Source organism: Candidatus Poriferisodalis sp. (assembly GCF_965204195.1).
In the GTDB taxonomy this organism is placed as follows: Bacteria; Actinomycetota; Acidimicrobiia; order Acidimicrobiales; family Poriferisodalaceae; genus Poriferisodalis.
The window spans coordinates 605,544-629,746 of the sequence record NZ_OZ241975.1 but is presented as its reverse complement, the minus strand read 5'-3'; the positions used below and the strand labels follow the sequence as shown (position 1 = coordinate 629,746).

23 protein-coding genes are annotated in these 24,203 nt (G+C 68.7%); 14 read left to right on the top strand and 9 right to left on the bottom strand.

Annotation, left to right across the window (positions count from 1 at the left end):
- The first annotated feature begins 21 nt into the window (after positions 1 to 21).
- Genes ACOGI8_RS02815 through ACOGI8_RS02800 form a run of 4 tightly spaced genes read left to right on the top strand, consistent with a single transcriptional unit; the run spans position 22 to position 2,372 of the window.
- On the top strand, positions 22 to 771 hold the full coding sequence (locus ACOGI8_RS02815) for a hypothetical protein (RefSeq protein ID WP_419855378.1): 750 nt from the start codon (positions 22 to 24) through the stop codon (positions 769 to 771).
- Between the two features lie 8 nt (positions 772 to 779).
- Positions 780 to 1,409: a hypothetical protein gene (locus ACOGI8_RS02810; RefSeq protein ID WP_419855377.1), complete on the top strand. Its 630-nt coding sequence runs from the start codon at positions 780 to 782 to the stop codon at positions 1,407 to 1,409.
- A complete protein-coding gene (locus tag ACOGI8_RS02805) occupies positions 1,406 to 1,891 on the top strand; it encodes a prepilin peptidase (protein WP_419855376.1) in 486 nt (161 codons plus the stop codon). Before ACOGI8_RS02810 ends, ACOGI8_RS02805 begins: the two co-directional genes overlap by 4 nt.
- Before the next feature lie 31 nt (positions 1,892 to 1,922).
- Positions 1,923 to 2,372 carry a hypothetical protein gene (locus ACOGI8_RS02800; protein WP_419855375.1) on the top strand — a complete coding sequence of 150 codons (450 nt, stop codon included), beginning with the start codon at positions 1,923 to 1,925 and terminating at the stop codon, positions 2,370 to 2,372.
- Between the two features lie 27 nt (positions 2,373 to 2,399).
- On the opposite strand, the gene ACOGI8_RS02795 is transcribed toward ACOGI8_RS02800, so the two are convergent.
- The 5 genes from ACOGI8_RS02795 to ACOGI8_RS02775 all read right to left on the bottom strand — a co-directional run bounded on the left by ACOGI8_RS02795 (position 2,400) and on the right by ACOGI8_RS02775 (position 8,128).
- Positions 2,400 to 2,819: a hypothetical protein gene (locus ACOGI8_RS02795; RefSeq protein WP_419855374.1), complete on the bottom strand. Its 420-nt coding sequence runs from the start codon at positions 2,817 to 2,819 to the stop codon at positions 2,400 to 2,402.
- 189 nt (positions 2,820 to 3,008) lie between these two features.
- Complete coding sequence (locus tag ACOGI8_RS02790; RefSeq protein ID WP_419855373.1) at positions 3,009 to 3,599, bottom strand: hypothetical protein; 591 nt, start codon at positions 3,597 to 3,599, stop codon at positions 3,009 to 3,011.
- Positions 3,592 to 6,453, bottom strand: a complete 2,862-nt coding sequence (locus ACOGI8_RS02785; RefSeq protein WP_419855372.1) for a 2Fe-2S iron-sulfur cluster-binding protein — start codon at positions 6,451 to 6,453, stop codon at positions 3,592 to 3,594. The genes ACOGI8_RS02790 and ACOGI8_RS02785 overlap by 8 nt, the downstream gene beginning before the upstream one ends.
- Positions 6,454 to 6,531: 78 nt before the next feature.
- Positions 6,532 to 6,804: a sarcosine oxidase subunit delta gene (locus tag ACOGI8_RS02780; RefSeq protein WP_419855371.1), complete on the bottom strand. Its 273-nt coding sequence runs from the start codon at positions 6,802 to 6,804 to the stop codon at positions 6,532 to 6,534.
- 13 nt (positions 6,805 to 6,817) lie between these two features.
- On the bottom strand, positions 6,818 to 8,128 hold the full coding sequence (locus ACOGI8_RS02775) for an FAD-dependent oxidoreductase (RefSeq protein ID WP_419855370.1): 1,311 nt from the start codon (positions 8,126 to 8,128) through the stop codon (positions 6,818 to 6,820).
- Positions 8,129 to 8,224: 96 nt separating this feature from the next.
- Between ACOGI8_RS02775 and ACOGI8_RS02770 the strand changes: the two genes are divergently transcribed.
- Positions 8,225 to 9,121: a LysR family transcriptional regulator gene (locus tag ACOGI8_RS02770; protein ID WP_419855369.1), complete on the top strand. Its 897-nt coding sequence runs from the start codon at positions 8,225 to 8,227 to the stop codon at positions 9,119 to 9,121.
- Positions 9,122 to 9,142: 21 nt separating this feature from the next.
- On the opposite strand, the gene ACOGI8_RS02765 is transcribed toward ACOGI8_RS02770, so the two are convergent.
- A complete protein-coding gene (locus ACOGI8_RS02765) occupies positions 9,143 to 10,330 on the bottom strand; it encodes a phytanoyl-CoA dioxygenase family protein (protein WP_419855368.1) in 1,188 nt (395 codons plus the stop codon).
- A gap of 92 nt (positions 10,331 to 10,422) precedes the next feature.
- Here ACOGI8_RS02765 and ACOGI8_RS02760 point away from each other — a divergent pair, with 92 nt between their 5' ends.
- Positions 10,423 to 11,211 carry an enoyl-CoA hydratase/isomerase family protein gene (locus ACOGI8_RS02760; RefSeq protein ID WP_419855367.1) on the top strand — a complete coding sequence of 263 codons (789 nt, stop codon included), beginning with the start codon at positions 10,423 to 10,425 and terminating at the stop codon, positions 11,209 to 11,211.
- A gap of 22 nt (positions 11,212 to 11,233) precedes the next feature.
- Here the strand turns inward: ACOGI8_RS02760 and ACOGI8_RS02755 are convergent, their stop codons facing one another.
- Positions 11,234 to 12,163, bottom strand: coding sequence for a Dyp-type peroxidase (locus ACOGI8_RS02755; protein WP_419855366.1), 930 nt, complete (start codon positions 12,161 to 12,163; stop codon positions 11,234 to 11,236).
- 213 nt (positions 12,164 to 12,376) lie between these two features.
- Here ACOGI8_RS02755 and ACOGI8_RS02750 point away from each other — a divergent pair, with 213 nt between their 5' ends.
- On the top strand, positions 12,377 to 13,090 hold the full coding sequence (locus ACOGI8_RS02750) for an alkylhydroperoxidase-related (seleno)protein (protein ID WP_419855365.1): 714 nt from the start codon (positions 12,377 to 12,379) through the stop codon (positions 13,088 to 13,090).
- A 15-nt stretch (positions 13,091 to 13,105) separates the two neighbouring features.
- Positions 13,106 to 13,492, top strand: a complete 387-nt coding sequence (locus ACOGI8_RS02745; protein WP_419855364.1) for a hypothetical protein — start codon at positions 13,106 to 13,108, stop codon at positions 13,490 to 13,492.
- Positions 13,493 to 13,513: 21 nt separating this feature from the next.
- Here the strand turns inward: ACOGI8_RS02745 and ACOGI8_RS02740 are convergent, their stop codons facing one another.
- Positions 13,514 to 15,256, bottom strand: a complete 1,743-nt coding sequence (locus ACOGI8_RS02740; RefSeq protein WP_419855363.1) for a hypothetical protein — start codon at positions 15,254 to 15,256, stop codon at positions 13,514 to 13,516.
- A gap of 103 nt (positions 15,257 to 15,359) precedes the next feature.
- The gene (locus tag ACOGI8_RS02735; protein ID WP_419855362.1) at positions 15,360 to 15,896 is read right to left on the bottom strand and encodes a YbhB/YbcL family Raf kinase inhibitor-like protein; all 537 of its coding nucleotides are present in this window, start codon (positions 15,894 to 15,896) and stop codon (positions 15,360 to 15,362) included.
- Positions 15,897 to 16,158: 262 nt separating this feature from the next.
- On the opposite strand from ACOGI8_RS02735, the gene ACOGI8_RS02730 reads away from it, so the two are divergent.
- The 6 genes from ACOGI8_RS02730 to ACOGI8_RS02705 all read left to right on the top strand — a co-directional run bounded on the left by ACOGI8_RS02730 (position 16,159) and on the right by ACOGI8_RS02705 (position 24,155).
- Positions 16,159 to 17,859 (top strand): alpha-amylase family glycosyl hydrolase, encoded by a 1,701-nt coding sequence (locus ACOGI8_RS02730; RefSeq protein WP_419855361.1) that lies wholly within the window; start codon positions 16,159 to 16,161, stop codon positions 17,857 to 17,859.
- On the top strand, positions 17,847 to 18,923 hold the full coding sequence (locus tag ACOGI8_RS02725; protein WP_419855360.1) for a LacI family DNA-binding transcriptional regulator: 1,077 nt from the start codon (positions 17,847 to 17,849) through the stop codon (positions 18,921 to 18,923). The genes ACOGI8_RS02730 and ACOGI8_RS02725 overlap by 13 nt, the downstream gene beginning before the upstream one ends.
- 162 nt (positions 18,924 to 19,085) lie before the next feature.
- Positions 19,086 to 20,531: an ABC transporter substrate-binding protein gene (locus ACOGI8_RS02720; RefSeq protein WP_419855359.1), complete on the top strand. Its 1,446-nt coding sequence runs from the start codon at positions 19,086 to 19,088 to the stop codon at positions 20,529 to 20,531.
- 167 nt (positions 20,532 to 20,698) lie between these two features.
- Positions 20,699 to 22,258, top strand: coding sequence for an ABC transporter permease subunit (locus tag ACOGI8_RS02715; protein ID WP_419855358.1), 1,560 nt, complete (start codon positions 20,699 to 20,701; stop codon positions 22,256 to 22,258).
- A gap of 5 nt (positions 22,259 to 22,263) precedes the next feature.
- Positions 22,264 to 23,226, top strand: a complete 963-nt coding sequence (locus ACOGI8_RS02710) for a carbohydrate ABC transporter permease (RefSeq protein WP_419855357.1) — start codon at positions 22,264 to 22,266, stop codon at positions 23,224 to 23,226.
- Between the two features lie 23 nt (positions 23,227 to 23,249).
- Positions 23,250 to 24,155 carry an aldo/keto reductase gene (locus ACOGI8_RS02705; RefSeq protein WP_419855356.1) on the top strand — a complete coding sequence of 302 codons (906 nt, stop codon included), beginning with the start codon at positions 23,250 to 23,252 and terminating at the stop codon, positions 24,153 to 24,155.
- The last annotated feature ends 48 nt before the right edge of the window (positions 24,156 to 24,203 follow it).

Here is a 24,203-nt window from a genome sequence, read left to right as displayed (position 1 = left end):
ACGGGCGGCAGGAGGCCGCCCGTGAGGGCCCGTGCCCGGCAGTCGGCAGGGCCGCCGAAACGCGGCGACGAGACCGGCGGCGCCGTGAGCTTGCTGGTGATGCTGATGGTGCCCGTCTGCGTGCTCGCAGCCGTGGTCGCCGCCGCGGTGCCGCGAAGGATCGCAGCGCAGGCCTCGGCGGACAGCGCAGCCAGCAACCTCGCCTCGCTCGCGGCCGGGTGGCGCGACGTCCAAGGCCGCGACCACGGCCGCATCGGCTGGTTCCCGCCCGACTGCGGCCCCGCCCCCGACCGCGCCGGGGGCCAAGCCGCCGAAGCGCTCGGCGCGGACCTGCAGAGCGCCTGCGAAACCCTCGCACGGTCGCTGCTCGCCGATCTGGGCGCTCGCGGCTTCGACGAATCCGACATCACGGGCTTCTACAGCAGCGCCTACACGACATCGACCGGCTCGGCGACACAGGGCGACGCTCACCCAGCCAGTCTGCCTTGCCGCGCAGGCGGCCGAGCCGTGATTGCCGACGCCGCCCATGTCGCCCTTGCGGCCGACTGGGGCGCGCGCGACTGGGCCACAGCCCACGTGTGGCCAGACGGCATCACGATCCGCAGCGAAGCCATCGGGCGCATCACGCAGCCAGCGGGCGACGACAACACCGGGCCGCCCGACTGCGGCGGACTACTCGACGCAACGCTGCTCGAAGGGCTGCCACGGCTCAGCGATGAGGCGCTGTCGTTCGCCGAAACGCTCCCCACGCGCACGGCGTTCGGCAACTAGGCGTGCCCATGCGACTCACGGCACTTGTCCCCGCCCGGCGAGCGCGACACCGCCGCGGCGCCCCGACGACACGCCCTCTGACCCCGCGCACAGCACGCGACGAGCGCGGATCCACCTCGTCGCTCGAGCTGATGGCCCTCACCCCGATGCTGGCGCTGGGGGTGCTGTTCATCCTGTGGGCAGGCCGAGGCGCCCGCGCCGAACTCGTCACCAGCCTCGCCGCGCAAGAAGCAGCCGTCGTCGCCGCGCTGTGCTGCGCCGACAGCAGCGCTATACAACCCGGCGGTCTCGACGACGACCAGCGACGCGAACTCACCGCAGCAGCGGTGCTGAACGCTCGGCCGGGGCTGGACTATCTCTGTCTCAGCGGGCCGCAGCCGGCTCCCGGTGCCACCGGGTTCGTCACCGAAGCCCACGTCGACCTCAAGCAGCCGTCCTCGGCTGCCGAGCACGCCGAACGGGTCGAGATCGTGACCACCCACGTCACCTGCGAGGCCGACGGCGCCGTCGCCCCCATACGCGGCCTGTTCGCAAGCCGCACAGTGCACGGGCACGGCGCACACGTCATCGTGCACACGGGCGCGCCGGAGCCAGTCGGCAAGACACCTGACGACCTCGGCGAGAGCGAGCAGCAATGAGCGCCGCTGCGGGCGTGTGGACCGCCGTCGGCACATGGGCGCTGCTCGGCATGCATGCGTCATGGACCGATCTGCGTCGAGCCGTCATCAGCCGGCGCGCCTGCTGGGCCGCGGGCATCGCCATCGCTGCCCTGCTGGGCGCATCGACGCTCGCCCTCAGCGACCCCCGCCGGTACCTGTATGTGCTCGCCGGCACCGCCGCCGTCGCCGCGCTCACCGAGATCGCCTACCGGACCCGGCCCGACGCGATCGGCTACGGCGACATCCGCCTCATCATCGTCAACAGCCTCCTGCTCAGCTGGTGGGGACCGGCGTGGCCATGGTGGGGGCTCGCCGCCGGCGCGGCCGCCGCATGGCCCCAAGCACTCGCCGCCACGCTGCGCCGCGGACGCGGCGCTGCAGTGCGCTGCGCACCCGCGCTCACCCTCGGTGCCGGGCTCATCCTCACCACCCGCCTCACCTCCGTCGGACCGCTCCCATGACACACCCACAACCGAACCAAAGGAAACTCCCATGACCCACCGCACCACTCCCCGCAATGAAGCCGGCCTCACCACGCTGGAATGGCTGCTCATCGTGGCCGCCGTCGCCGGACTCGCCGCGCTGGCCGTCGTGCTCGTCCAGAACGTCGTCGACGACACCGCCGAGCAGCTCGGCGGCGCCAGCGCACGCGCCACCGCAGCCAACGTCGCCGCCGACACGGTTATCCGCGAAGCACGCACAGCGGATGTCAACGACGCCCGCTTCAACACATGGCAGAGATGGGAGCTGTACTTCACCGCCCGCTGCGAACGCCTCGAAATCCTCTACAGCGACACCAACCTCGACGTCGACGCCATCTTCGAAGGGCCCACCGACAAAGGCGACGACATCCAACCCCTCACCGGCGAGCTCAACAAAGCCAACGAGGCAGCCCCCGGCTCAGGCAAACCCCAAGCGGTCTGCCGCCGCAAGACAACCTGAGGCACCAGCAGCGCGCCCCGGCGGACATCACTCGAGCTGACGCGCCTGCAGATCGACGGGAGCGGCTTCGCCGGGCACCGTCGGGGACGACCCGAAACGCTCCCGCTCCCCACGCACGTTGCGCAAGCTGCACACCGGCAGCTTGTGCACCTCGTACCAGCCGCCCCCGGAGTCGAGCACACCCGGCTTCCAGAACGGCAACACCTCGGTGTCCGCGTAGGTGATCCCGAGACGAGCGCACCGCTCCCCATAGCGCCGATTCAACAAATCGGCCTCGAACTGACTGGTCGGATGATGCGCACGCCACTCCCGCGTCAACGAATCCGCATGGATCCGAGCCGCCCGGAAACGGGCACTAAAACCCCCCGCATCCACACCCACATCACGCACCACCGACCCCACCGCGACCACCGCAGAAGCCGTGAACGCCGCCACGGCAGCGGTCAACAACAGCCACCCCAACGTCGACAAACCGGATCCAGTTCGGAGGCCGCAACCGCGAGAGCGCATCATTGTCGGGTCGGGTCATGCACAGCATGTGACTGCTTCATGATGCGACGACCCTAGGCCGCGGCAACGGCGGGGGCCGATGCGTCGGCCTGTGTCCCGGGGCGATTCAGTCGGCCGTCAGCCGGCTCAGCCGGCGTGAACCGTGATGCCGAATTCGTTGCCGGCGTCGATCAGCGCGTCGAACAGGTACTGGCCGAAGGAACGGTCGCAGAAGATGAGGTAGGAGCGTGTGTCGTCGATGTCGTTGCGGGCGAGGTCGCAGGTGGTCAACGCCACCGAGGCCGAGAGCACTGCGCCGTCGGGCGTCATGTGGTCGCCCCAGTCGATGCCGCACACCTTCTCCAGCATGCGCGCTGCCTCGGCGCCGGTCACCCGGAACATCGCCCGGCTGTGGGTCCAGTCCAGCGCCGTCATGAACTCCTCGGCGTCGAGCCCGTCGAGGTCGGCGACCGCTGCAGCGACTTCCCCCGGCGAGCCCACGATGATCCACTCGCCGGGTCGGGAGCCCAGCACGAGTGCGCCGCCCGGCGTGCGGTTCGACGATCCGAACGCGGTTCCCATGCGCTCGGCGGTCGGTCCGTCAGGGCTGGCCCGCACCAGCCACTTGGTGGCGGCGCTCGCGTCGGCAAGCGTCAGATCACCGTCTGCCGACGCGGGATAGCTCCGCACCACCGGACTCTCGAACGCCGGGCCCTGGGGAGATGCTGCGTCAACCACGGAGACGCTCCCCCGCAGGATCGAAATGGGCGTGATGGTCGATCACCGTCGCGCTGATGCGCTTGCCCGACTCAAGCAGCACCGTCAGCTTCGTGCCGCCGGCGGCCAGGTCGGGCTCCACCTGCCCCAAGCAGATCGAGCGGTTCAGGGTCGGAGAGAAGCGCGAGGACGTGATGCGGCCCAGGATCTCGTTGGTCTCGCCCCGCACGATCTGGGCGGCTTCTTCGGGCACCACATGGGGATCGTCGGGCTGGATCGCCACGACGAGCGGCAGCGGCCGATCGGCAGCCCACGCCAGCTCGGGCTTGCCGGCGAAGTCGTCCTTGTCGAGCTTGATCAGCGATCCCAAGCCGGTGCTGGGTCCCAGCGTCAAGCCGTCGGTGTCCTGGCCGACGATGAAGTGCCCCTTCTCGAGGCGCATGATGCGCTGGCCCTCGAGACCGAACGGGCCGACGCCAAGATCGACGCCGGCGTCCATGAGGGCTTCCCAGACATGGCAGCCGTGACCGGAAGGCACGTGCAGCTCGAAGGACAGCTCGCCGGTGAAGCCGATCCGCCACATGAAGCAGCCCTCCACACCGGCCACGGTGGCCTGGCGGACGGTCATGTACGGGAATGCCTCGGCGTCGAGGTCGACGCCCTCGCAGACCCTGCCCATGAGCTCGCGGGACTTGGGCCCGGCCACGTTGATGCTGGCGTAGGCGGTGGTGACCGGCGTGACGTGCACCTGCCAGTCGGGGCGCTCGGTCTGGAGCCAGTTCTCGACCCATTCCCACACGCCGCCGGCACCCGAGCTGGTGGTGGACATCATGTAGTGGTCTTCGCCGAGGCGACCGGTGACGCCGTCGTCGAGCACCACGCCGTCCTCGGCGCACATCATCCCGTAGCGCACCCGGCCGATGCCCAGCTTCATCCACTTGTTGACATACAGCAGGCTGAGCAGTTTTGGCACATCGGGGCCGCGCAGGTCGAGCTTGCCCAGCGGCGTGACGTCGATGAGCCCGACGTTCTCACGGACGTTGCGGACCTCGCCTTGGGGGTCGCCGTAGTGATCGGGGCGCAGCCACTGGCCGGCCTGGATGACCGAGACGTTGTTGGCCTCGTGCCAGGGGTGGATCGATGACACCCGCACCGGCTCGAACATCCGGCCGCCGAGCGCTCCCAGCGTGATAGGCGCGAAGGGGGGCCGCCACACGGTGGTGCCGACCTCGCTGATCGTCTCGCCACGCGCCTCAGCGATGGCCGCAACGGTGTTGACCGTCTCGAGCTTGCCCTGCGAGGGTCCCATCGTGGCGGTGGTGTAGCGCTTGGCCAGCTCCACCGAGTCGTAACCCTCGTGCGCGGCGGCGACGAGGTCCTTGGAGCTGATGTCCTCGGACATGTCGACCATGCCGTGGGTGTCGGCGCGGTAGAGCTCGGGATGAGGATCACGGCCGAGCGGCGCCCGCTCGTCAGGCACCCACGCGGGTTCGTCGCCGTCGACCGGCAGCGCCCGAGCGGTGCGAGCCTGCAGGCGATGGCGTACCGCAGCGGCACGGGATGCGGCGAGGCGACCTGTCTCCGCGCCGTGCCGGCGCAGCCGATCCAGATCGCCGTCGCCGGCAAGCCCGCCCGTCGCCAGCACAGTGCTGGGGGGGTCTGACGGAAAAAATCTGGCCGCGGCCGGGTCGTAGACCGGACGGTCGCCTGCCATATTGAGCAGCGAGGTGGGGGCAGTCCAGCCTGCGGCCACCACCAGCACATCTGCTTCGACTCTTTGGGGGCCGTCGGTTCCGTCCACCATGACGGCCTCGACGGCCCGGGACGAACCTGCGGTCGAGCTGACGCGCGCGGCGGTACGACCGTCGATGACGGCAGCGACCTCGGTGCCGGCCCGCTCGAGGTCGGCGACTGCCGCGTCGCCCTCGGCATTCGCGCTGAACACCACGGCCCGCTCGCCCGGCTTGATGCCCCACAGGTTGATGAGGCGTCGAGCCGCTCCCGGGGTGATGACCCCGGGCCGGTCGTTGCCTTCGAACACATACGGACGCTCGATCAGGCCGGGCGCCACCACCAACGTCTTGGCGCGGGCCTTGATGAGCCGCTCGACCGCGATCGGGTGGTTGCGCTGGACAATGCCGAGCCAGTTGTCCTCATATCGACCCGTCACGGTTGAATCAGTCAGCACTTCGATGTCGGACGCGTCGAGCGCTGCCCGCAGTTCTGCCAGGGCAGCTTGATCGGCGGCATCGCTCGAATAGCGCAGATGCCCGCCGACCGCGTGCTCGTGCTCGACGAGCAGCACGCTGGCGCCCGCGCTGCTGGCGGCCAGCGCCGCCTCGATGCCTGCCGGGCCTGCTCCGGCCACCACCACGTCGGGGTGCATATAGCGCTTGTCGTGGTAGGCGTGCGGGGTGTCGAGGTCGATCTTGCCGCCCGGGGCGAACGTGGCGAGCACCCGCTCGTAGGTGGGCCACAGCCACTGCGGCCGCATGAAGGTCTTGTAGTAGAAGCCCGCCGTCAGGAAGCGCCCGAGCAGGCTGTTCGCCGCCTTGATGTCGCGGTTCAGCGACGGCCACGCGTTCTGCGAGCGGACGTCCATGCCGGATGCCAGCAAGCGGTGGCCGGCCCGCACGTTGGGATCGTCGCCCACTTGGACCATCAGGTTGGGATCCCAGTAGTCGGCGGTGAGGATCCCCCGGGGCCGGTGGTACTTCATGGACCGGGAGAAGATCTGCACTCCAGACGCGGCCAGAGCAGATGCGATCGTGTCGCCCTCGAAGCCGCTGAAGCGCTTGCCGTTCCAGCGGAAGCGGAGCTTGGCAGCCCGGTCGATCACCTCGGTGGGCTGGACGCCCTGCCGGCTCATCGTCATGCCGCGCTGCCCTTCCTGCCGTCTGGCTGGAGTCCCCGGACAGCATCGGGCACACACGCGCTCATGCCGCACCGTCCCTCATGCCGCACCGCCTCGCTTGTCCCCTGGCAGGGGCGGATCACGGAATTCGTTGGTGGCGGTGTTGCGTTCCACCGAGAACCACCGGCGGCAGCCCGACGCGCAATACCAGTTCTCGCGCAGCCAGCCGGCCGGGTTGTCGCGCAGGTACAGGTAGGCCCGCCATTCGGACGGCGAGGCCGTGTTGGGGTCTGGACGGGCGTGCGACTCGCCGCCGTACCGGAGGTCGGTCGAGTTGCGTGGGCCGCAGTTGGGGCACGGGACAAGCAGCATCAGATACTCCCCATCAGTGGCCCACCGACGCTGCGCCTTTTTCGCCGACCAGCTCGCCGTTGTCGAAACGGCTGAGGGCGAACGCCTCGATCAGCTTGGGCGTGCGGCCCGTGGCCGCGGCTTCGGCCATCTGCTCACCCGAGACGGGAGCGGCCTTGAAGCCGTAGGTGCCCCAGCCCACATCCACCAGGAAGCCATCCACGGGTGTGAAGCCCATCACGGGCGAATAGTCCGGGGTCATGTCGCACAGGCCCGACCACTGGCGCAGAATCCGCATGCGCGAGACGCCGGGCATCAGCTCGAGCACGTGCCCGGCCAGTCCCTCGGTGAACTCCAGCGAGCCGCGCACTGAGTAGTTGGCGTAGGGGTCGACCGAAGCGCCGAACACCAGCTCGCCCCGGTCGGTCTGGCTCACGTACACGTGCAGCGAGCCCGAGACCACCACCGTCGGCAGGAACATCTTCACCGGCTCGGTGACGGCAGCCTGCAGCGGGTGGGTGGTGATGGGCAGCCGCACGCCGGCCATCGTCGAGATGAGCGACGCCCACCCGGCGGTGCAGTTGATCACGATCGGCGTGGAGATGTCGCCCCGGTTCGTGCGAACCCCGGTCACCCGGCCCCCGGCACCTTTGCCGTCGGGACCGTCGCCGCCCTCGCACAGAATGTCAGTGACCTCGGTCTTCTGGTGCATCTCGACACCCATGTGGTCCGCCGCCCGGGCGTAGCCCCACACCACCGCGTCGTGGCGGACGACGCCGCCGGGCGGGTGATACAGGGCGCCCTGAATCGGGTAGCGGGGGTGGTCGGAAGTATCGAGGCTCGGGCACTCCTTCTTGATCTCGTCGGGGCCGATCACGCTGGAGTTGACGCCGCCGAGCTTGTTGACCTCGGCGCGCCAGTGCATCGTGCGCAGCGAGCTGTCGGAGTGGGCCAGCGTCAGGTGGCCGCGCTGGCTGAACATCACGTTGATATTCAGCTCGATTGCCATCTGCTCATAGAGGCGCACTGAGCGGTCGTAGAAGGCCACGCCCTCCGGGGTGAGGTAGTTGGAGCGCACGATGGCGGTGTTGCGCCCCGAGCCGCCGCTGCCCAGATAGGCCTTGTCGAGCACGGCCACGTCGGTCATGCCGTGATTGCGGGCCAGGTAGTAGGCGGTAGCCAGGCCGTGCACCCCGCCGCCGATCACCACGGCGTCGTAGGACCGCTTCAGGTCACAGTCGCGCCACACGCGCGGCCAACTCTCGCCGCGCAGACCCTTCCAGGCCAGCGCCGCCGCCGAGTACTTCGGCGGGCGTCGCCGCAGCCGACTCCCGAATGCTGCCATCGCCATGCAGGGTAAGCACCTCGCTCGGTGACGGGAAGTATCAATTTACGATCAATTCAGACGTGTTGCCTCTCATTCCTGCCTACGCTGTGCGGCATGAATCTGCAGCGCCTGCGCTATTTCGTCACCGTGGCCGAGGAGCTGCACTTCGGCCGAGCAGCGCAGCGACTGCATATGTCCCAGCCGCCGCTGAGCCAGCAGATACGCCTGCTGGAGCACGAACTCGATGCCCCGCTCTTCGACCGCAGCACCCGCCGCGTCACGCTCACGGAGGCTGGGCGGTTCCTCTACCCCGAAGCTCTTCGCCTGCTGGCGGCCGCAGACGGTGTCGAGCGCCTGATGTCACAGCGCCGCGAAGGCCACACGGGCACCCTGCGTGTCGGCTTCGTCGACTCGGCCGCGTACGAGGTCATGCCGCGCGTGCTGGCCGAGTACCGGCGGCGGCGGCCCCGGGTCGACTTCGAGCTGCACACGCTGAGCTCGGACGAGCAGGTCAAGGCGCTGCGGGCCGGGCGCATCGATCTGGGCATCGGCAGGGCCACCGGAGACGCCGACCAGGTGGAGGCGACGCTGGTGATGAACGAACGGCTGCTGCTGGCCGCTGGAAGCGCCCACCGGCTAGCGCAGCAGCCGAATGCAGCACTGCGCGACGTGGCCGGCGAGCCGATCATCGGCTTCGATCGGGGGGTGTCGCCCAGCCTGCACGCCGTGCTGGCTGGGATGTTCAGCGCCCAGGGAGTCGCCTACGACCCCATGATCGAGGCCACCGAGTACACCACCATTCTCGGATTCGTGGCCGCAGGCGAGGGCGTCGCCATCGTGCCCGCCAGCGTGCAGACGTTCCGGCCGCCAGGCCTGCACTACGTGCCGATCAGCGACACCGCCGCTTCGGTCCCCCTGCTGCTGCTCACCCGTTCCGGCGAACCCCTGCCGCTGGTCACCCAAGCCCTCGACGTCGTCACCGAGCTCTACGCCCCGGCGTCGGCGGCCTGAGGAGTCGAGATTGGCGGTGGGTCAGATGGCGAGATCGTTGAGGTTGTAGTCGCGGATGACGCGCTCGAAGGTCTCGTCGCTGTAGCGGAAGTCGTCTTCGAGGCCCACGAAGGGGGCGTAGGTGTAGCGGCGCTCGCCGGGACGATGCTGCGCCCGGGCGTCGATGGCCACGGCAATCACCGACGACCGCTTGAACACGCGCTCCTCGTCGTAGACGACCACACCGTCACGCTCGTGCACCCGCAGTTGACCTGCCACGCCCAGCACCGAGCTGCGCCGGTGGAAGCCGAACGTGACCGAGATGCGCGGGTCCGCAGAGGTGTTGGCGTAGGAGCCGTGGACCATGTGACGGTTCACCACGGTCGCATCACCCGGCTCGCACAGCAGCGGGATGGCGTCGGGCAGCATGGTGCTGCCGCCGTTGTCGGCCACCTTTGCACGCAGGTCGATGCGCCCCGACGTGTGCGTGCCGGGCACGACCCACAGCGCATTCGCCGCCGTGGTGTCATACAGCTGCACCTGGAAGTTGAAGCCGTGAATGCCCATGTCCCAGTCGGGGTTGTCCCAGTGGGTGACGCCGTCCTGGTGCCACGACACCGAGCCGCCCAGCCCGGGTTCCTTCACGAAGATGGCGTCGTTGTAGGGAACGAAGTCGGGGCCGTTGATGCTCTCGGCGATCGACATCAGGTCGGGATGGCCGTACAGCCGCAGCGCGGAGGGCATCGACTGGCACATGCCGAAGATCAGGTAGACCACATCAGGCGGGGCGTCGGCATCGGGGGTCGGCTGGTCCATCTGGACCTGGTGGCGACCGCCGAGGGCGCTGGTGCCGCCGAACGGGTCTGACAGCGGCGCGATGTGGATGTACGGCTCGACTGCGTAGTCGCGGCCCAGCGCGGGCCGGCCGTGGCGGTCGAGGGCCTCGCCCTTGCGCACCGGCGCCCGCTCGATGACCTCGCCCACATCGGCCCGGAGCTCGGCAATCTCGTCAGGGCCGACGACGCCGGTGAAGACATAGAAGCCGTGCTTCCAGTAGTTCTCCAGGATCTCGGGATGCAGCTTGCCGTCGGGCCCGAACCGGACCGGACCCCGGTTGCCGGTCTCGTGGGCTCGCTGCACGCCGCCGGCGAGGTAGTCGGCCATGTCTGCGAGATGCTGCTCTCTCGTCGGCGCATCGGCCGCTTCCGTTCGATCCGCAACGTCAGTCATCGCGCTCCCCCAGGCAGTCCCCGTCGGAACGATGGTAATCGGGCAACCCGCCGGCTCTCTCGTGGTTATCCGCGTTCTGCGAGCATGAAGCCATGGAATTCGCTGAGTACGCAGACCGATACCGCACCGCCGAGGCGACCCGCGACGACGCCGGGGTGGTGACCGTTCGCATGAACACCCGCGGCGGGCCGCTGCAGTGGGGCGGCCGCCCGCACCGTGAGCTGCCCGAGCTGTTCATGGCACTGGCATCCGACCGGGACATCAAGGTGGTGATCCTCACCGGCACCGGAGACTCGTTCATCGAACTGCCCGACGAGGTCAACGCACTGGCCGAAGGGCGGGCCAATGCCACCGTGTGGGACCGCATCATCTGGGAGGGCAACCGGCTCGTCGACCAGATGCTCGACATCGAGGTGCCGATGATCGCCGCCGTGAACGGCCCGGTCACCGTGCATTCGGAGCTGGCCGTGCTGTGCGACATCGTGCTGGCTGCCGAGGGCGCCTACTTCCAGGACGCCCCGCATTTCCCCGGCGGGCTGGTGCCCGGCGACAGCATGCAGATCGTGTGGCCGCTGCTGCTCGGCCCGAACCGAGGCCGCTACTTCCTGCTCACCGGCCAGCAGATCGACGCCGCCGAAGCCCACGAGCTCGGCATCGTGGGCGAGGTGCTGCCCGCCGACGACTTGATGGCCCGCGCGCAGGAGATCGCCGCCGACCTCGCCAAGCTGAACCCGATCCTGCTGCGCAACACGCGCCACGCACTGGTGCGCCCACTGCGGCGCGCCATGGCCGACGACCTGCACACCGGCCTGGCCCTCGAGGCAATCGCCTCGATGTCAGCCCGCGAGTGGTTCCGCGACCAAGCCGCCGACGACGCCTAGGGGCGCCTCGGCGATTGGCCTCTCAGCCGGTGATGGCGTCGAGGGTTTCGGTGCTGGGAGCGAAGTAGAACGAGCCCGAGGCCGGGTTCGAGAAGTCGGTGATGGCGTCGCGCACGCCGTTGGCGTCGTCAAGGCCGTACATCCGCCGCAGGCGGCGCCGCAGCGGCGCCTGGTCCTTGCAGAACGCCATGAAGTACAGGCCAACGGTGCCGTCGTGGAACGCATACGGCGTGGAGCGGCGGGCGATCTCGTTGATCTTGTCGCTGCCCTCGTTGCCGTGGTTGCCGTCCGCGCGCAGCTCGACGTGGCTCAGGTGGCTGTAAGGCTCCTGGGAGTCGGTCTTGTCGGTCTCGGGGTACTTCTTGCGCCCGAAGTTCTTTTCCTGCTGTTCGTCGGACAGCGCGTTCCAGCCGTCGAGGTCGTGCACCCAGCGCTGGGCGATGATGTGGCTGCCGCCGGCGCCCGCATCGCCGTCGGGCACGACGGCCACGGCCGGCTGGTCCTCGTCGGCAGGGTTGCCGGTGCCGTCCTTGAAGCCGGTCATGTCGAGCGAGTCACCGTAGATGAACGTGGGCGTCTCACGAGCGACGGCCATGTGGCCCGCCAGCGCGGTGCGGGCGTCGTACTGCGCCTTCCACACCTTGTCCTTGTCGTCGTGGTTCAGCCACAGCAACAGCTCTTCCTGGGTGCCCTTGGCCTCACGCCCCGAGCCATCCTCGGACTGGACGGTCACATAGGCCTGGAAGTCGTCGGGCACATCGTCGGTGAGCTCGGGCAGCAGGCCCGGGCCGAAGCCGAGCGTCAGGTTGATGCCCTCGGCGTCGCATGCGGCCCGCAGGTCGGCGAGCACCGACGTGATCGCGCCGAGGTCGGCACCCTCGACACGGCTCAGGTGGACGTACCACTGGTTGGCGCCCATTTCGTTGAAGATGGCCTTCTGCGGCGTCGGCATCTGTGCTCCTTGAGGGGTTCGGTAGTGCAAGCGAAAGCGACCCCGCCGGGCAGCTCGAGCGGCGGCACGGCGAGATTGCGGGGCTGATCGTAGGCCAACCGGAACGGCGCGCGCACCGCCGGTTCCCGCCGTTCGGCATAGCTGCGGTGTGACTGTTCGACGTGTGCCAGCATGTGGCAATTGACCCCGCCCCCCACCAGCAGAGATCCGGCCATGAGCATCACAGCACCACAGCGCACCTATGACACAACGCTGCCGATCCGGGACGATCTGAGAGCCGCCCACGGCGAGATCGCGGCTCGCTGGTCGCGGCCCGGCACGTGGTGGACCGGCGAGCAGCGGGCCGAGATCGTGCGGCAGGTGCGCGCAGCCCGGGACCACCGCACCGACGACGGCGGCGTGTTGCCGCCGTGGGTGCAGCCAAGCAGCATCGACGGCCTTGTCGATGCTGACGGCCCGCTGCGGGCCGCTGCCGTCGACGCGGTGTGGCGCATCACCAACCACCCGGGAACGCTGACCGAAGACTGGTACCAGTCGGTCGTCGACCGCGGCGTTGATCCGCTGGCCTATGTGGAGTTGGTGGGCCTGGTCGCGCAGTCCAACTGCGTCGATCGCTTCGCCGACGCGCTGGAGCTGCCGCGCATCGAGCTGGACGAGCCGGCCGACGGCCCACCGAGGCGGGAAGGCGCACCTGCAGCCGTCAAGTACCACTGGGTTCCCACGGCCGACATCAAGATGCCCAACGTCACCAAGGCGCTCAGCGCCGTGCCGGCGGAGAACGAGGCACTGTTCATCCTCTCCGACGCCCAGTACGTGCCGATGGAGCGCGTGCGGGGCGATGTGGTGTCCGACCGCAACTCGCTCACCCGGCCCCAGATCGAGGTGCTCGCGGCGCGGACCTCCAAGCTCAACGAGTGCTTCTACTGAACGTCGGCCCACGCGTTGCTGCTCGGTCTGAGCGGCCAGAACAAGGACATGGACGTCAGCTACGAAGCCGTCAACGGCTCCGACGCAGGTGACGGCGGCGTTCCTCACGGCGCGCTGCTCGCGCGACTCGCCGAGGCGATGTGGGAAGGCGACCGCGAGGCCACGGCCGCTGCGCGATCCGCTGTGGTCGACGCCGCCGGCGCCGACGTGATGGTCGATGCCGTGGCGGTCAGCGCCAACTTCCACATGATGACCCGGGTCGCCGACGGCACCGGCACGCCGCTGGATCCAGGCACCTACGACATGTCGGCGCCGGTGCGCGAGGCCTGCGATCTCAACGGGTTCGTGTCGCGCCGCGATCCGCAGGGCGACCGCCAGACCGCCCAGGGAGCGTCGAACTGACTATCCGGCGCCGCCTCGATCTTACGATCTGAAGCGCTTGGTGGGCATGTGGGGGCCGATGTAGCCCACGTGCACTTTGCCAGTCGGCCCCCGCGTGTCGTCGTGGAAATAAAGCCGCGGCGCCATCGACCCGTTGGCCAGCTTCAGGTGCGACTGCATCACGGTCCGACCTGACGGGTCGACGCCCTTCGAGACCGGCAGCACGCGGTGCTGGCGAAGCTCCGAACGGCGCATCACCTCTTCAGACTCGTTCATCGCCAGCTTCTTGGCGTTCGCGAACCAGGCGCGCTCATGCTTGCTGCGGGCGCACCAATCGCGGAAGTCGCCGAAGTCGGAGCCCTTGTGCGCATACACCTCCAGAGCCAGCAGGCCGTCGAACACGCTGCGCGCCCACGACCTTGACTCGATGGCGCTGTCGAGGTCGGCGATGCGGTGTTCCGCCTCCGGCGGGATCTCGACCTTGCGCAGGTTGATCCGCGCGAGCGAGAGGGCTTGACGGATGGAGGTCACCTGCGGGTACTTGGTATGGGTGGGATCAGCATCGGCCGCCGCTGACGTGCCTGAGGCCATCAGCGCTCTGACCGTTTGATCGCGCGATTCCTCCAGCAGCTGATGCAGCTGCTCGACGCGCTGCTGGGCCATCTCGAGTTCTTCGAGCACGTCGTAGAGCTGCTCGGACTGCTCGTCGCGCTCAGCTCGGGCCGCTGCTCGTTCCTCGCGGGCTTGGTAGAGGGCGTCCCAGACCGCTTCCACCTCGGCCTCAAGGGCTTCGGCCCGCTCGGCCGCGTCGGTGTCGGGCGAGGGCTCATGCCGCTCACGGCGATCGCCCAGCAGCTGGCGGGAACGGCGATAGAGCTCGGGCGGTTCGCGATCGACAAGCATCGTCTGCAGCAAACGGCCGAACCAGCGAGCTGTCTCGTCGAGATCGCTTCGCACGAACTCCGCAGCGAGCGTCCGGTGCCGGTGCGGCTCATGCTCGCCAGGCAGGTACAGCCGGGCCTCGCCGGGCTGCACGTCGAGCTCGGGACCCATCGCCACCTGGAAGGGATTGATGGTCTGTGCCGGCAGCACGTAGACACGGGCGAGGCCCGCGAGTTGGCGTGCCGTCGTGCGGGCACGCTCCATGGTGGGCCCCGGCCCGTCGAGGTAGTCGTGTGCCATCACGACGCACGGCATGACCCTGCTCGCTCCCCGCAGCGCGTTCGCAAGGGGCACCACCGCCTGACGCGTCGGTTCAACCGCAAGCGGTCGCGTGCCCAGCCGTTCCGTTGCCATCCGGGGACGACCGCCTCCCTGTTCGGCGTCGTCGAGCAGCGTGCAGACCAGGACCTGCACGTCACTGATGTTGGCCACGGCAGCCTGCTCGTGCGGCATCTCCACATCGACCCACACCCAGCCGTCAGTGCCGTTCGTCAGCACGCGCAAGACGACAACGGAAGAGCCCGACGGATCTTGCTGGTCCAGCTCGAGCAGCGTCTCGGACACACCGCCGTGCGCTGCAGTCTCCCGGCGCAGATTCACTCGCGCCTCATCGGTGGCGACCTCGCCCTCGAACCCGTTCGATGGCCTCGTGCCTGCCGGCTCGCTGGGCACCGGCGCCTTGGCGTTCGCACCGGCATCCCCCCCGCCAAGCTGCGGGTGGAGCGCACGAGCCCAAGCGCGAAACGTCCGCGCGGCAAGCTCGTGCAGGCCTGGTCGGTCGTCATTCCACATCGCCCGGTACACCACCGGCGTCGCAGCGGCTCGCATCTCGGCGGAACTCATGAGGCCACCTCAGATTCGAGGACGGCCGCTAGTGCCGTCACGCCGCTGAGCGCTGGAGCCGGTGGGACCGGAACGCCGCTGCGGGCGGTTCCGGCCGCCATGGCTAGCTCTGTTCGTAGATCGGCGTGAGGAGAGCGCGGCCCAGCGTGGTGCCGAACATGTTGAAGCCGCAGATTGCCGGCGAGACGTTCTCGTCGATCGGCAGCGAGGCAACGCTCAGCGCGTGCACGGCGAACATGTAGCGGTGCGGGCCGTGGCCCGCAGGCGGCGCGGAGCCCAAGTAGCCGGGCAGCCCTGCGTCATTGCGAAGCTGCTTGGCGCCGTCGGGCAGCCCGCTGCCTTCGGCGTCGCCGGCACCCGATGCGAGCTCGGTGCATGACGTGGGAATGTCGAACACGATCCAGTGCCAGAAGCCGCTGCCGGTCGGCGCGTCGGGGTCGAAGCAGGTGACGGCGTAGCTCTGCGTGCCCTCAGGCGCTCCCGACCACGCCAAGTGAGGGGATCGATCTTCGCCTCCGGCGCCGAAGATGCCCGAGACCTGTGGCATCGGGAGCATCTGCCCGTCGGCGACATCGTCGCTTTGCACCTCAAACGACGCAACTGCGGGAAGGAAGTCGTAGGGGCTGGGAGGTTGCGGCATGACGGGTGCCTTTCTGTTCGCTGACCGGACAGTTGACACTATTCGTTGCACTGCGCTAGACAAGCCGTGTGTTCACCGCTCGGGGTGTGAACTCCGAGCCGCACATCACACAACCCAAACTGACAGACCAAGGACCGGCCCGCTTCGGCGGGTCGGTCTTTGGGTTGTAGGGACTGGCTCAGGGTGGGCGACGGGTGGGCCATGCCGCAAACGGTTACAGACACGCGGCAGACTGACGGTCGATCAACGACCGGAGGTGGCCGTGACGCGCTGCAGCCCCGCATCAGCCCCAGACAACCTCCGACGCTGGTGGGCCGATGCCGTCGGCTATCAGGTGTACCTGCGCTCCTTCGCCGATTCTGACAACGACGGCGTGGGCGATCTGGGCGGTGTGATCGCCAAGCTCGACTACCTGGCGCGCCTCGGCGTGGACTTCGTCTGGATCACGCCCTTCTACCCCACGCCCGGCCATGACTGGGGCTACGACGTGGCCGACTACTGCGACGTCGACCCGCTCTTCGGCGACTTGGCCACGCTCGACCGGCTAGTGGCCGCAGCACACGACCGCGACATCCGCATCGTCACCGACCTGGTGCCGAATCACACGAGCAGCGACCATCGCTGGTTCCAGGCGGCGCTCGGCAACTCGGGCGCAGCGGAACGTGAGCGCTATCGCGACTACTACATCTGGCGCGACCCGGCGCCCGGCGGCGGCCCACCGAACAACTGGGTCGGCTATTTCGGCGGCCCGGCATGGACGCTGGATCCCGACTCGGGCCAGTACTACCTGCACCTGTTCCTGCCGTCGCAGCCCGATCTGAACTGGCGGAACCCGGCCGTCGCCGCCGAGTGGGACGACATCCTGCGCTTCTGGCTGGACCGCGGCGTCGACGGCTTCCGTGTCGACGTCGCCGGCGGCCTGGTGAAAGACGAGCACTTGCGCTCCAACCCGCAGCTGCAGGCCATCCCCCCGGGGGCCTCGCGCTGGGAGCAATGGGACTGCTTCGAGCACCTCTACGACGTATTCCAGCCTGAGAGCCAAGACGTCTTCCGGCGCTGGCGCACTATCTGCGACCGCTACGGGGCCTTCCTGCACGGCGAGACGTACCACCTCGACCCGCGGGGCATGGACGACCTGCTGCCCCCCGACGGCATGCACGGCGGCTACTGGTTTGCGCCCATGCACATCGAGTGGGAGCCCGCGGCGATCCGCACGACGCTGCGCGCACCCACCGGCGACCTTGCCGAACGGCTGCTGTGGGCAATGAGCAGCCACGACATGCCCCGGGCCCCCACTCGCTTCGCCCTCCGCAGCGACGCCGGCAGCGACCAACCTGCCGCGCCGGACGGCTGGGGTGCCGCACGCACGCTCGCCTTCAACGTGCTCGCGGCATTCCTGCCTGGCACCTTCGTCCTCTACCAGGGCGAGGAGCTCGGGCTGATCGACGGCGAGGTGGCAGTGGCAGACAAGCTCGACCCCGTCGGCCCCGACAGCGACGTGGGTGCGGGCCGTGACGGCTGCCGCACGCCCATGCCGTGGGGTGACGGCCCGCACAACGGCTTCTCCGACACCGAGCCGTGGCTGCGGTCGGCGCAGCGCCCGTACGTCCACACGGCTGCAGCGCAGGACGGGGCTGCGCGCTCGTGGCTGGAGGCCTACCGCGATCTGCTCGCTGCACAGCGGGACGCCCGCCACGACCTCGAAACCGCCGGAGCGACCGTCACCTGGACCGACGGCGGCGAGGGACCGGTCATCTCGTACCGGCGGGGCCGCCTGGTGGTGGCGGCCAACGTCGGCGATACGGCCAGCGAGGTGCCGCTTGGGGACGGCGCCACGCTGCTCTTCGACTCGGCAATCGCATGCCGTCACCCGAGCGCAGCCCCGTCGGACGCTTCGGCGCAGCATGCGCCCGGCGGCGTTGACCTATTGCCTCCCGCGAGCGCAGCCGTATGGCGGATCTAGGCGAGGCATCGCTCGTCGAGCGGCCCGCGGCGCGAGCAGCCGGTGCCGGATCACCGGTCCGCATCGGCGATGTCGCGCGGGCGGCAGAAGTGTCGACGGCAACCGTCAGCCGTGCGCTTCGCGGCCTGCCGCACGTTGCGTCTGCGACACGGCAGCGAGTGCTCGCAGTGGCCGCCGAACTCGACTACCGGCCCAACCTGCCCGCCGCGCGGCTGGCCGCAGGAACCACGAACACGATTGCGGTGGCGGTGCCAGACCCGGCTGCCTGGTTCAACGCGACGATGGTGGGCGCGCTGGGCCGCGAGATGACTGCGGCCGGGTACGACCTGCTGCTGTCAGGCGTCGCAAACCTCGACGAGCGGCAGCGCTTCATCGAGTTGAACGGTGTGAGATCGGGGCGGAGCGATGCGGTGGTGCTCATCGACGTCGCCCTCGACGAGGCGGCTGCGGACGCCTTCGTCGCCCAGGGCGGGCGCGCCGTCAGCGTCGGCTTTCGTACGAAGGCGCTGAGCTCGGTGACGGTCGACAACGTGACCGTCGGCAGCGACGCCACCGGGATCCTGCTCCGGCACGGGCATCGGCGCATCGGCCTGCTCAGCCTCGACAGCGGCGACTCGCTGAACTTCAGCATTCCCACTCATCGAGCCCAGGGCTATGCGCGGGCGCACGCCGAGGCGGGGCTGACGCCAGACCCGGCGCTGCGGGTGTCCACCAGCAACAGCTGGGCCGAAGCGCGTCGGGCAGCCCATGCACTGCTGGACTCGGCCGAACGTCCGACCGCGATCTTCGCCATGTGCGACGAGCAGGCCTTCGGTGTCATGCTCGCGGCTCGCGACCTCGAACTGCGCATCGGCGACGACCTGTCGATCGTGGGTGTCGACGACCACGATCAGAGTCGACTCGTGGGCCTGACGACCGTCAGGCAGCACGTGGCCAGGCAGGGAGCTGTCGCCGCCGAACTGCTGCTGCAGATGCTCCAGCCGAGCGTTGAGCCCCCTGAGCACGTGCAGCTCGACACCGAGCTCATCATCCGGGATTCGGTGGGACCGCCGAGCGGCGATTGAGCACGAGTCTGGGCGTCGATCTGGGCCGGAATCCGGCCTTCGCCGCGGACACATGACGGAATTGCATGTTCAGCCGTCGCGCTAGGCTTCCGGCACGGTGACTGCAAGCGCTTGCAACGTCGACAATCGAATGGGCTTGCGACCCCACAGGGAGGAACACACATGAAAGAACACCGCACTAGATCAACCCGCCTACGCACATCTCGGCTGCTGGCCGTCGTGCTTGCCTTCGGGCTCATCGTTGCTGCGTGCGGCAGTGACGACAGCGGTGACGCCGTCGAGGCACCCGCCGCCACGGAGGCGATGGCCGAGGAGTCGATGGACGACTCCATGGACGACGAGTCCATGGACGAGTCGATGGACGACGAGTCAATGGACGACTCCATGATGGACCTGTCCGGCACCAAGGTGACGGTGTTCGGCCCTGAGTCGAGCGAGGAAGAAGCCGGCGCCATGCAGGACGCCCTCGACGTCTTCGCTGCGGCAACCGGCATCGAGATCGTCTACACGGGCGCCCGCGACTTCTCCGACCAGATCAACGCCCAGGCAGCCGGCGGTAACCCGCCGGACATCGCGGTGTTCCCGCAGCCGGGCAAGGTCGGTGACTTCGCAGCCGAGGACTGGATCCTGGCCGTACCCGACGAGGTACAGGGCGCGATTGGCGCCCAGTGGCCCGCCGGCACGCTCGACACCGTCACCTTCGGCGGCACGCTGTACGGCGTCCCCAACAAGACCGACCTCAAGTCGATCGTCTGGTACAACACCTCGATCTTCGAGAGCGGCGGCTACGCCATTCCGGAGTCGCAGGAAGAGCTGCAAGCACTGACGATCCAGATGATCACCGAGGGTGTGACCCCGTGGTGCGTCGGCATCGAGTCGGGACCTGCCACCGGCTGGACCTTCACCGACTGGATGGAGGACCTGATCCTGCGCGTCTTGGACGAGAACGTCTATGACCAGTGGGTCGCTGGCGAAGTGAAGTTCGCCGATCCGCGCATCGTGGGCGTCGCTGAGCTTGTGCTGTCGCTGTGGAACGCGCCGGGTGCGGTGTACGCCGCCGGCGGCTCCATCGCTGCGACGCCATTCGGCGACAACGGTGAGCCGCTTGTCGCTGGCGACTGCGCCATGCACCGTCAGGCGTCGTTCTACGCGGCGTTCCTGCCCGAAGGCACCAGTGTTGGCCCAGGCCAGGACATCGACGTGTTCTACTTCCCGGCCGTCGCTGCCAAGGGCAACCGTCCAGTGCTGACCGCGGGCACCTACGTCTCGGCATTCCGTGACGCGCCGGAGGTGTGGGCCGTGATGGCGTACCTGGGCAGCGCCGAGTACGCGGAGGTCCGCCAGTCTGCACAGGCGGCCCGCAAGGGCGGCGGCCAGTCCGGCTTCCTGTCGGCGAATCTCGACCAGGACCTCAGCGTCTACAACGACCTCGAGCGTTCGTTCGTCGAGATCTTGCAGACGGCCAGCCCGGCCCGCTTCGACGGGTCCGACCTGATGCCTGCCGCTGTCGGCGCCGGCACCTTCTGGACTGAGGGAACCAGCGCAGTCAACGGCGACAAGACCGTCGCCGAGGCGTTTGCAGCGATCGACGCTTCCTGGCCGCAATAGCCGGCTTGAGTCGTCTGAGAACGGCTGAAGGAAAACACTCGTGAACGGAGGCCGGTCCAGCGTGCTGGGCCGGCCTCCTTCGCGCCTGCGTATCCCATGAATCCCGCCGGCGTGACGACACGCTTCGCAGTCATCCTGGATGATTGCGCGCCTGCAAGACTGCGACGATGGGCGCGCTAGGCGGTGCGCTGATCGGCGTGGTCATCGCCATCGGCGCCAGCACAGCTCTGTTCTTCGGAGCGAACTGGCTCTTCGACTTGGCAGTTGATCGCTGGCACACGTTCCTTGCGACATCTGGCGCACTCGTCGGTGCGCTGATCGGTGCAGTGATCGCCGGCAACGACGTTGCCGGCGGGCCATTGTGGGTCTGGGCGGCGGTGTGCGCGGTCGTCGGTGCTGCCGCGGGCATTGCGGCCAGCCTGCTGGGCACACCGTCCAAGTCCAGCCGGACCCGCCTGTCCGAACGCGGCCGTCTCGTCACCTTCCTCGGGCCGTCGCTGCTGTTCGCGGCGCTCGGGTTGGTGATCCCGCTGCTCCGGTCGATCTATCTCTCGCTGCTCGACTCGCGGGCCGCCGAATGGGTGGGGCTCGCCAACTACGGCGAGATTCTCACCAACCCCAACAGCCTCGACCTGAGCGGCTGGACCGAGATCTTCACCAGCCGGCCCTTCTACGCGGCGCTGGTGCTCATCGCCATCGGCTTGGGGATCGGCATGGCTGTGGGTCGCCGCCGTGGCCGGCGGATGGAGGCCCTGCCCGGCTCGATCGGCCCGATCGCCATCGGATTGTTCGTGCTCTCGTTCGCCGTGTTCACCACGCTGCGGGGAACCGTCATCAACAACCTGTGGTGGGTGGTGGTGGTGACGGGGCTGTCGACGGCACTCGGGCTGGCCGCAGCCGTGCTCGCAGACGGGGTGCGCTGGGAGTCGGTGGCCAAGAGCCTCATCTTCCTGCCCATGGCCATCTCGTTCGTGGGTGCCGGGATCATCTGGCGGTTCATGTACATCGCCCGGCCGCCGCAGAAACCGCAGACAGGGTTCCTCAACGCCATCTGGGTCTGGCTGGGCAGCCTGCGGCCCCGCACCACCGGCGCGTGGGTGGCCGTGCTGATCTTGGCCCTCGTCACTGTGCTGCTGGCGGGCCTGTGCGCGTTCGGGGTGAGGCGGCGGCAGACCGCCTTCGCCATCGGCGCCGCAGTAACCGCCGTACCTGTGCTGTGGCTCATCTACCGGTTCCTGGGGCCCGGGCTGGGCGGCTCGGTGCCCGGCCCGAACGGTGAGCCCATCGCCGGCACCATCCTGTTCTTGCAGGAAGCGCCCTTCAACAACGTGTGGCTGATGGTGGTGCTCGTCTGGATCCAGACGGGCTTTGCCATGGTCATCCTGTCGGCGGCCATCAAGGCAGTGCCGTCCGAGCTGCTCGAAGCGGCTCGCGTCGACGGGGCCACCGAGCGGCAGACGTTCTGGAACGTCATCATCCCCACGATCATCCCCACCATCACGGTGGTGGCCACCACGCTGATCGTGCTGGTGATGAAGGTGTACGACATCGTGAAGGTGATGACCGCCGGCAACTTCGGCACGCAGGTCATCGCCAATGAGATGTGGCAGCGGGCCTTCACCGAGCTCAACTTCGGCCTTGGCTCCGCGTTGGCCGTGGTGCTGTTCCTGGCCGTCGTGCCGGCTATGGCGTTCAACATCCGGCGGATGCAGCGGGCGGACGCATGAGCTCGATGACCGCTTCGAAGCCCGGGCCGGTCGGCGGCGCCATCGAGCGGGTCGATCGCACCGGCAAGCTCATCTACGGCTTCCTGCGCCGCATCCCCACGTGGGTGCTGTGGCTGATGGTGATCGTGTGGAGCATCCCGGCGAGCAGCCTGTTCCTGAACTCGTTCCGCACCCGTGACGCGCAGCGCAACAGCGGCTGGTGGGAGTCGTTCAACGAGGGCGGGTGGACGCTCGCCAACTACTCCGAGGTACTGGGCACCGAGCAGACCGGCGGGCTGGCGCGGGCGCTGGTGAACTCGTTCGCTATCGCCATTCCGGCCACGGTGATCCCGGTCGCGATCGCCGCCATGGCCGCCTATGCCTTCGCCTGGATCAAGTTCCGGGGCCGCGAGTGGCTCTTCATCGTGTTCGTGTCGCTGCTGGCGCTGCCGAACCAGGTGGCGCTGCTGCCGCTGCTGCAGCTTTACGCCGGCGGCGCGCACTGGACGATCCCCGGCACCGAGTTCACGCTGACGCTGTTCCCCGATTTCGACCTCGCCGGCAGCGCCACCGCGGTGTGGCTGACGCACACCGCGTTCGCGCTGCCGTTCGCCGTGTTCCTGCTGCACAACTACATCTCGTCGCTGCCCGGCGAGCTGTTCGAGGCAGCGCGCATCGACGGTGCCGATCACGTCACGATCTTCTGGCGGCTCGTCGTGCCGCTGTCGGTGCCTGCGCTGGCAGCGTTCACCATCTTCCAGTTCCTGTGGACGTGGAACGACTACCTCGTGGCCATCACCATGATCGGCTCGAACGGCGAGGCGTGGCCCGCCACCATCCGGATCGCGTCGCTGGCCGGCGAGTTCGGCTTGCGTGAGCACGTGCTGTCTGCGGGCGCGTTCGTGCAGGCGGGCGTGCCGCTGATCGTGTTCTTCGCCCTGCAGCGGTTCTTCGTACGGGGGCTGCTGGCCGGCTCGGTGAAGTCTTGAGCGCTGCGGCAAGTTGGAATCTGGTGCGCACGGGCCCGCGGCGGCTCGGACCAAGCGGTGTCGAGATCGGTCCGCTGGCGCTGGGACTCTGGCGTTTCACCGGCACCGATGTCGGCCAGAACGCGGCGCTGATCGAGGCTGGGCTGGAACTCGGCATGAACTTGGTGGACATCGCCGACGTATACGGCCTGGACTGGGGCGGCACCGGCTTCGGGGCCTGCGAGGAGAACCTGGGTGAGGTGCTGCGGGCCCGGCCCGATCTGCGCGACCGCATGGTGCTGGCCACCAAGGGCGGCATCGTGCCGCCGGTGCCCTACAACTCGGGCGCAGCCGCGATGCGATCGGCGTGCGAGGCCTCGCTGGCACGGCTCAGCACCGACCGCATCGACCTGTACCAGGTGCACCGGCCCGACATGTTCACGCACCCCGCCGAAGTGGCTGACACGCTCGACGGGTTGGTTGCCGACGGGTTGGTGGGGGCCACCGGGGTGTCCAACTACACGCCTGCGCAGACCCGGGCGCTGTCGGCCCATCTCGACGCACCGCTGGTGAGCACCCAGCCCGAGTACTCAGCCGCCTGCCTGGACGCGCTGCGAGACGGCACGCTCGATCTCTGTGCCGAGACCGGCTTGGTGCCGCTGGCCTGGAGCCCGCTCGCCGGCGGCCGACTCATGGCACAAGTGGGCGAGGACGGCGGGGTGCGGCCGGAACTGCTGGCCACGCTGGACCGGCTGGCCGAACGGGAGGGCGTCGACCGCGCCGCGGTGTGCATTGCCTTTGTGCTCGCCCACCCCACTGCGCCGGTGGCCATTGTCGGCACCCAGCAGCCCGAACGGCTCGAAGGGCTGCAGGCAGCGCTCGGCGTGCAGCTCGATCGCAACGACGTGTACGACATTGTCGAAGCCTCCGAGGGCGTGCCACTTCCGTGAACAGCAGCCAAGTGGACGCGATCGGGCCGCCCATGCGCTTGGTGCTGG

Coding starts and splice junctions, on each gene's coding strand:
- ACOGI8_RS02715 (WP_419855358.1), top strand. CDS start 20,699: ATGGGCGCGCTAGGCGGTGCGCTGATCGGCGTGGTCATCGCCATCGGC.
- ACOGI8_RS02810 (WP_419855377.1), top strand. CDS start 780: ATGCGACTCACGGCACTTGTCCCCGCCCGGCGAGCGCGACACCGCCGC.
- ACOGI8_RS02750 (WP_419855365.1), top strand. CDS start 12,377: ATGAGCATCACAGCACCACAGCGCACCTATGACACAACGCTGCCGATC.
- ACOGI8_RS02725 (WP_419855360.1), top strand. CDS start 17,847: ATGGCGGATCTAGGCGAGGCATCGCTCGTCGAGCGGCCCGCGGCGCGA.
- ACOGI8_RS02765 (WP_419855368.1), bottom strand. CDS start 10,330: ATGACTGACGTTGCGGATCGAACGGAAGCGGCCGATGCGCCGACGAGA.
- ACOGI8_RS02780 (WP_419855371.1), bottom strand. CDS start 6,804: ATGCTGCTTGTCCCGTGCCCCAACTGCGGCCCACGCAACTCGACCGAC.
- ACOGI8_RS02755 (WP_419855366.1), bottom strand. CDS start 12,163: ATGCCGACGCCGCAGAAGGCCATCTTCAACGAAATGGGCGCCAACCAG.
- ACOGI8_RS02740 (WP_419855363.1), bottom strand. CDS start 15,256: ATGAGTTCCGCCGAGATGCGAGCCGCTGCGACGCCGGTGGTGTACCGG.
- ACOGI8_RS02800 (WP_419855375.1), top strand. CDS start 1,923: ATGACCCACCGCACCACTCCCCGCAATGAAGCCGGCCTCACCACGCTG.
- ACOGI8_RS02775 (WP_419855370.1), bottom strand. CDS start 8,128: ATGGCAGCATTCGGGAGTCGGCTGCGGCGACGCCCGCCGAAGTACTCG.
- ACOGI8_RS02785 (WP_419855372.1), bottom strand. CDS start 6,453: ATGACGATGAGCCGGCAGGGCGTCCAGCCCACCGAGGTGATCGACCGG.
- ACOGI8_RS02720 (WP_419855359.1), top strand. CDS start 19,086: ATGAAAGAACACCGCACTAGATCAACCCGCCTACGCACATCTCGGCTG.
- ACOGI8_RS02770 (WP_419855369.1), top strand. CDS start 8,225: ATGAATCTGCAGCGCCTGCGCTATTTCGTCACCGTGGCCGAGGAGCTG.
- ACOGI8_RS02710 (WP_419855357.1), top strand. CDS start 22,264: ATGACCGCTTCGAAGCCCGGGCCGGTCGGCGGCGCCATCGAGCGGGTC.
- ACOGI8_RS02760 (WP_419855367.1), top strand. CDS start 10,423: ATGGAATTCGCTGAGTACGCAGACCGATACCGCACCGCCGAGGCGACC.
- ACOGI8_RS02735 (WP_419855362.1), bottom strand. CDS start 15,896: ATGCCGCAACCTCCCAGCCCCTACGACTTCCTTCCCGCAGTTGCGTCG.
- ACOGI8_RS02805 (WP_419855376.1), top strand. CDS start 1,406: ATGAGCGCCGCTGCGGGCGTGTGGACCGCCGTCGGCACATGGGCGCTG.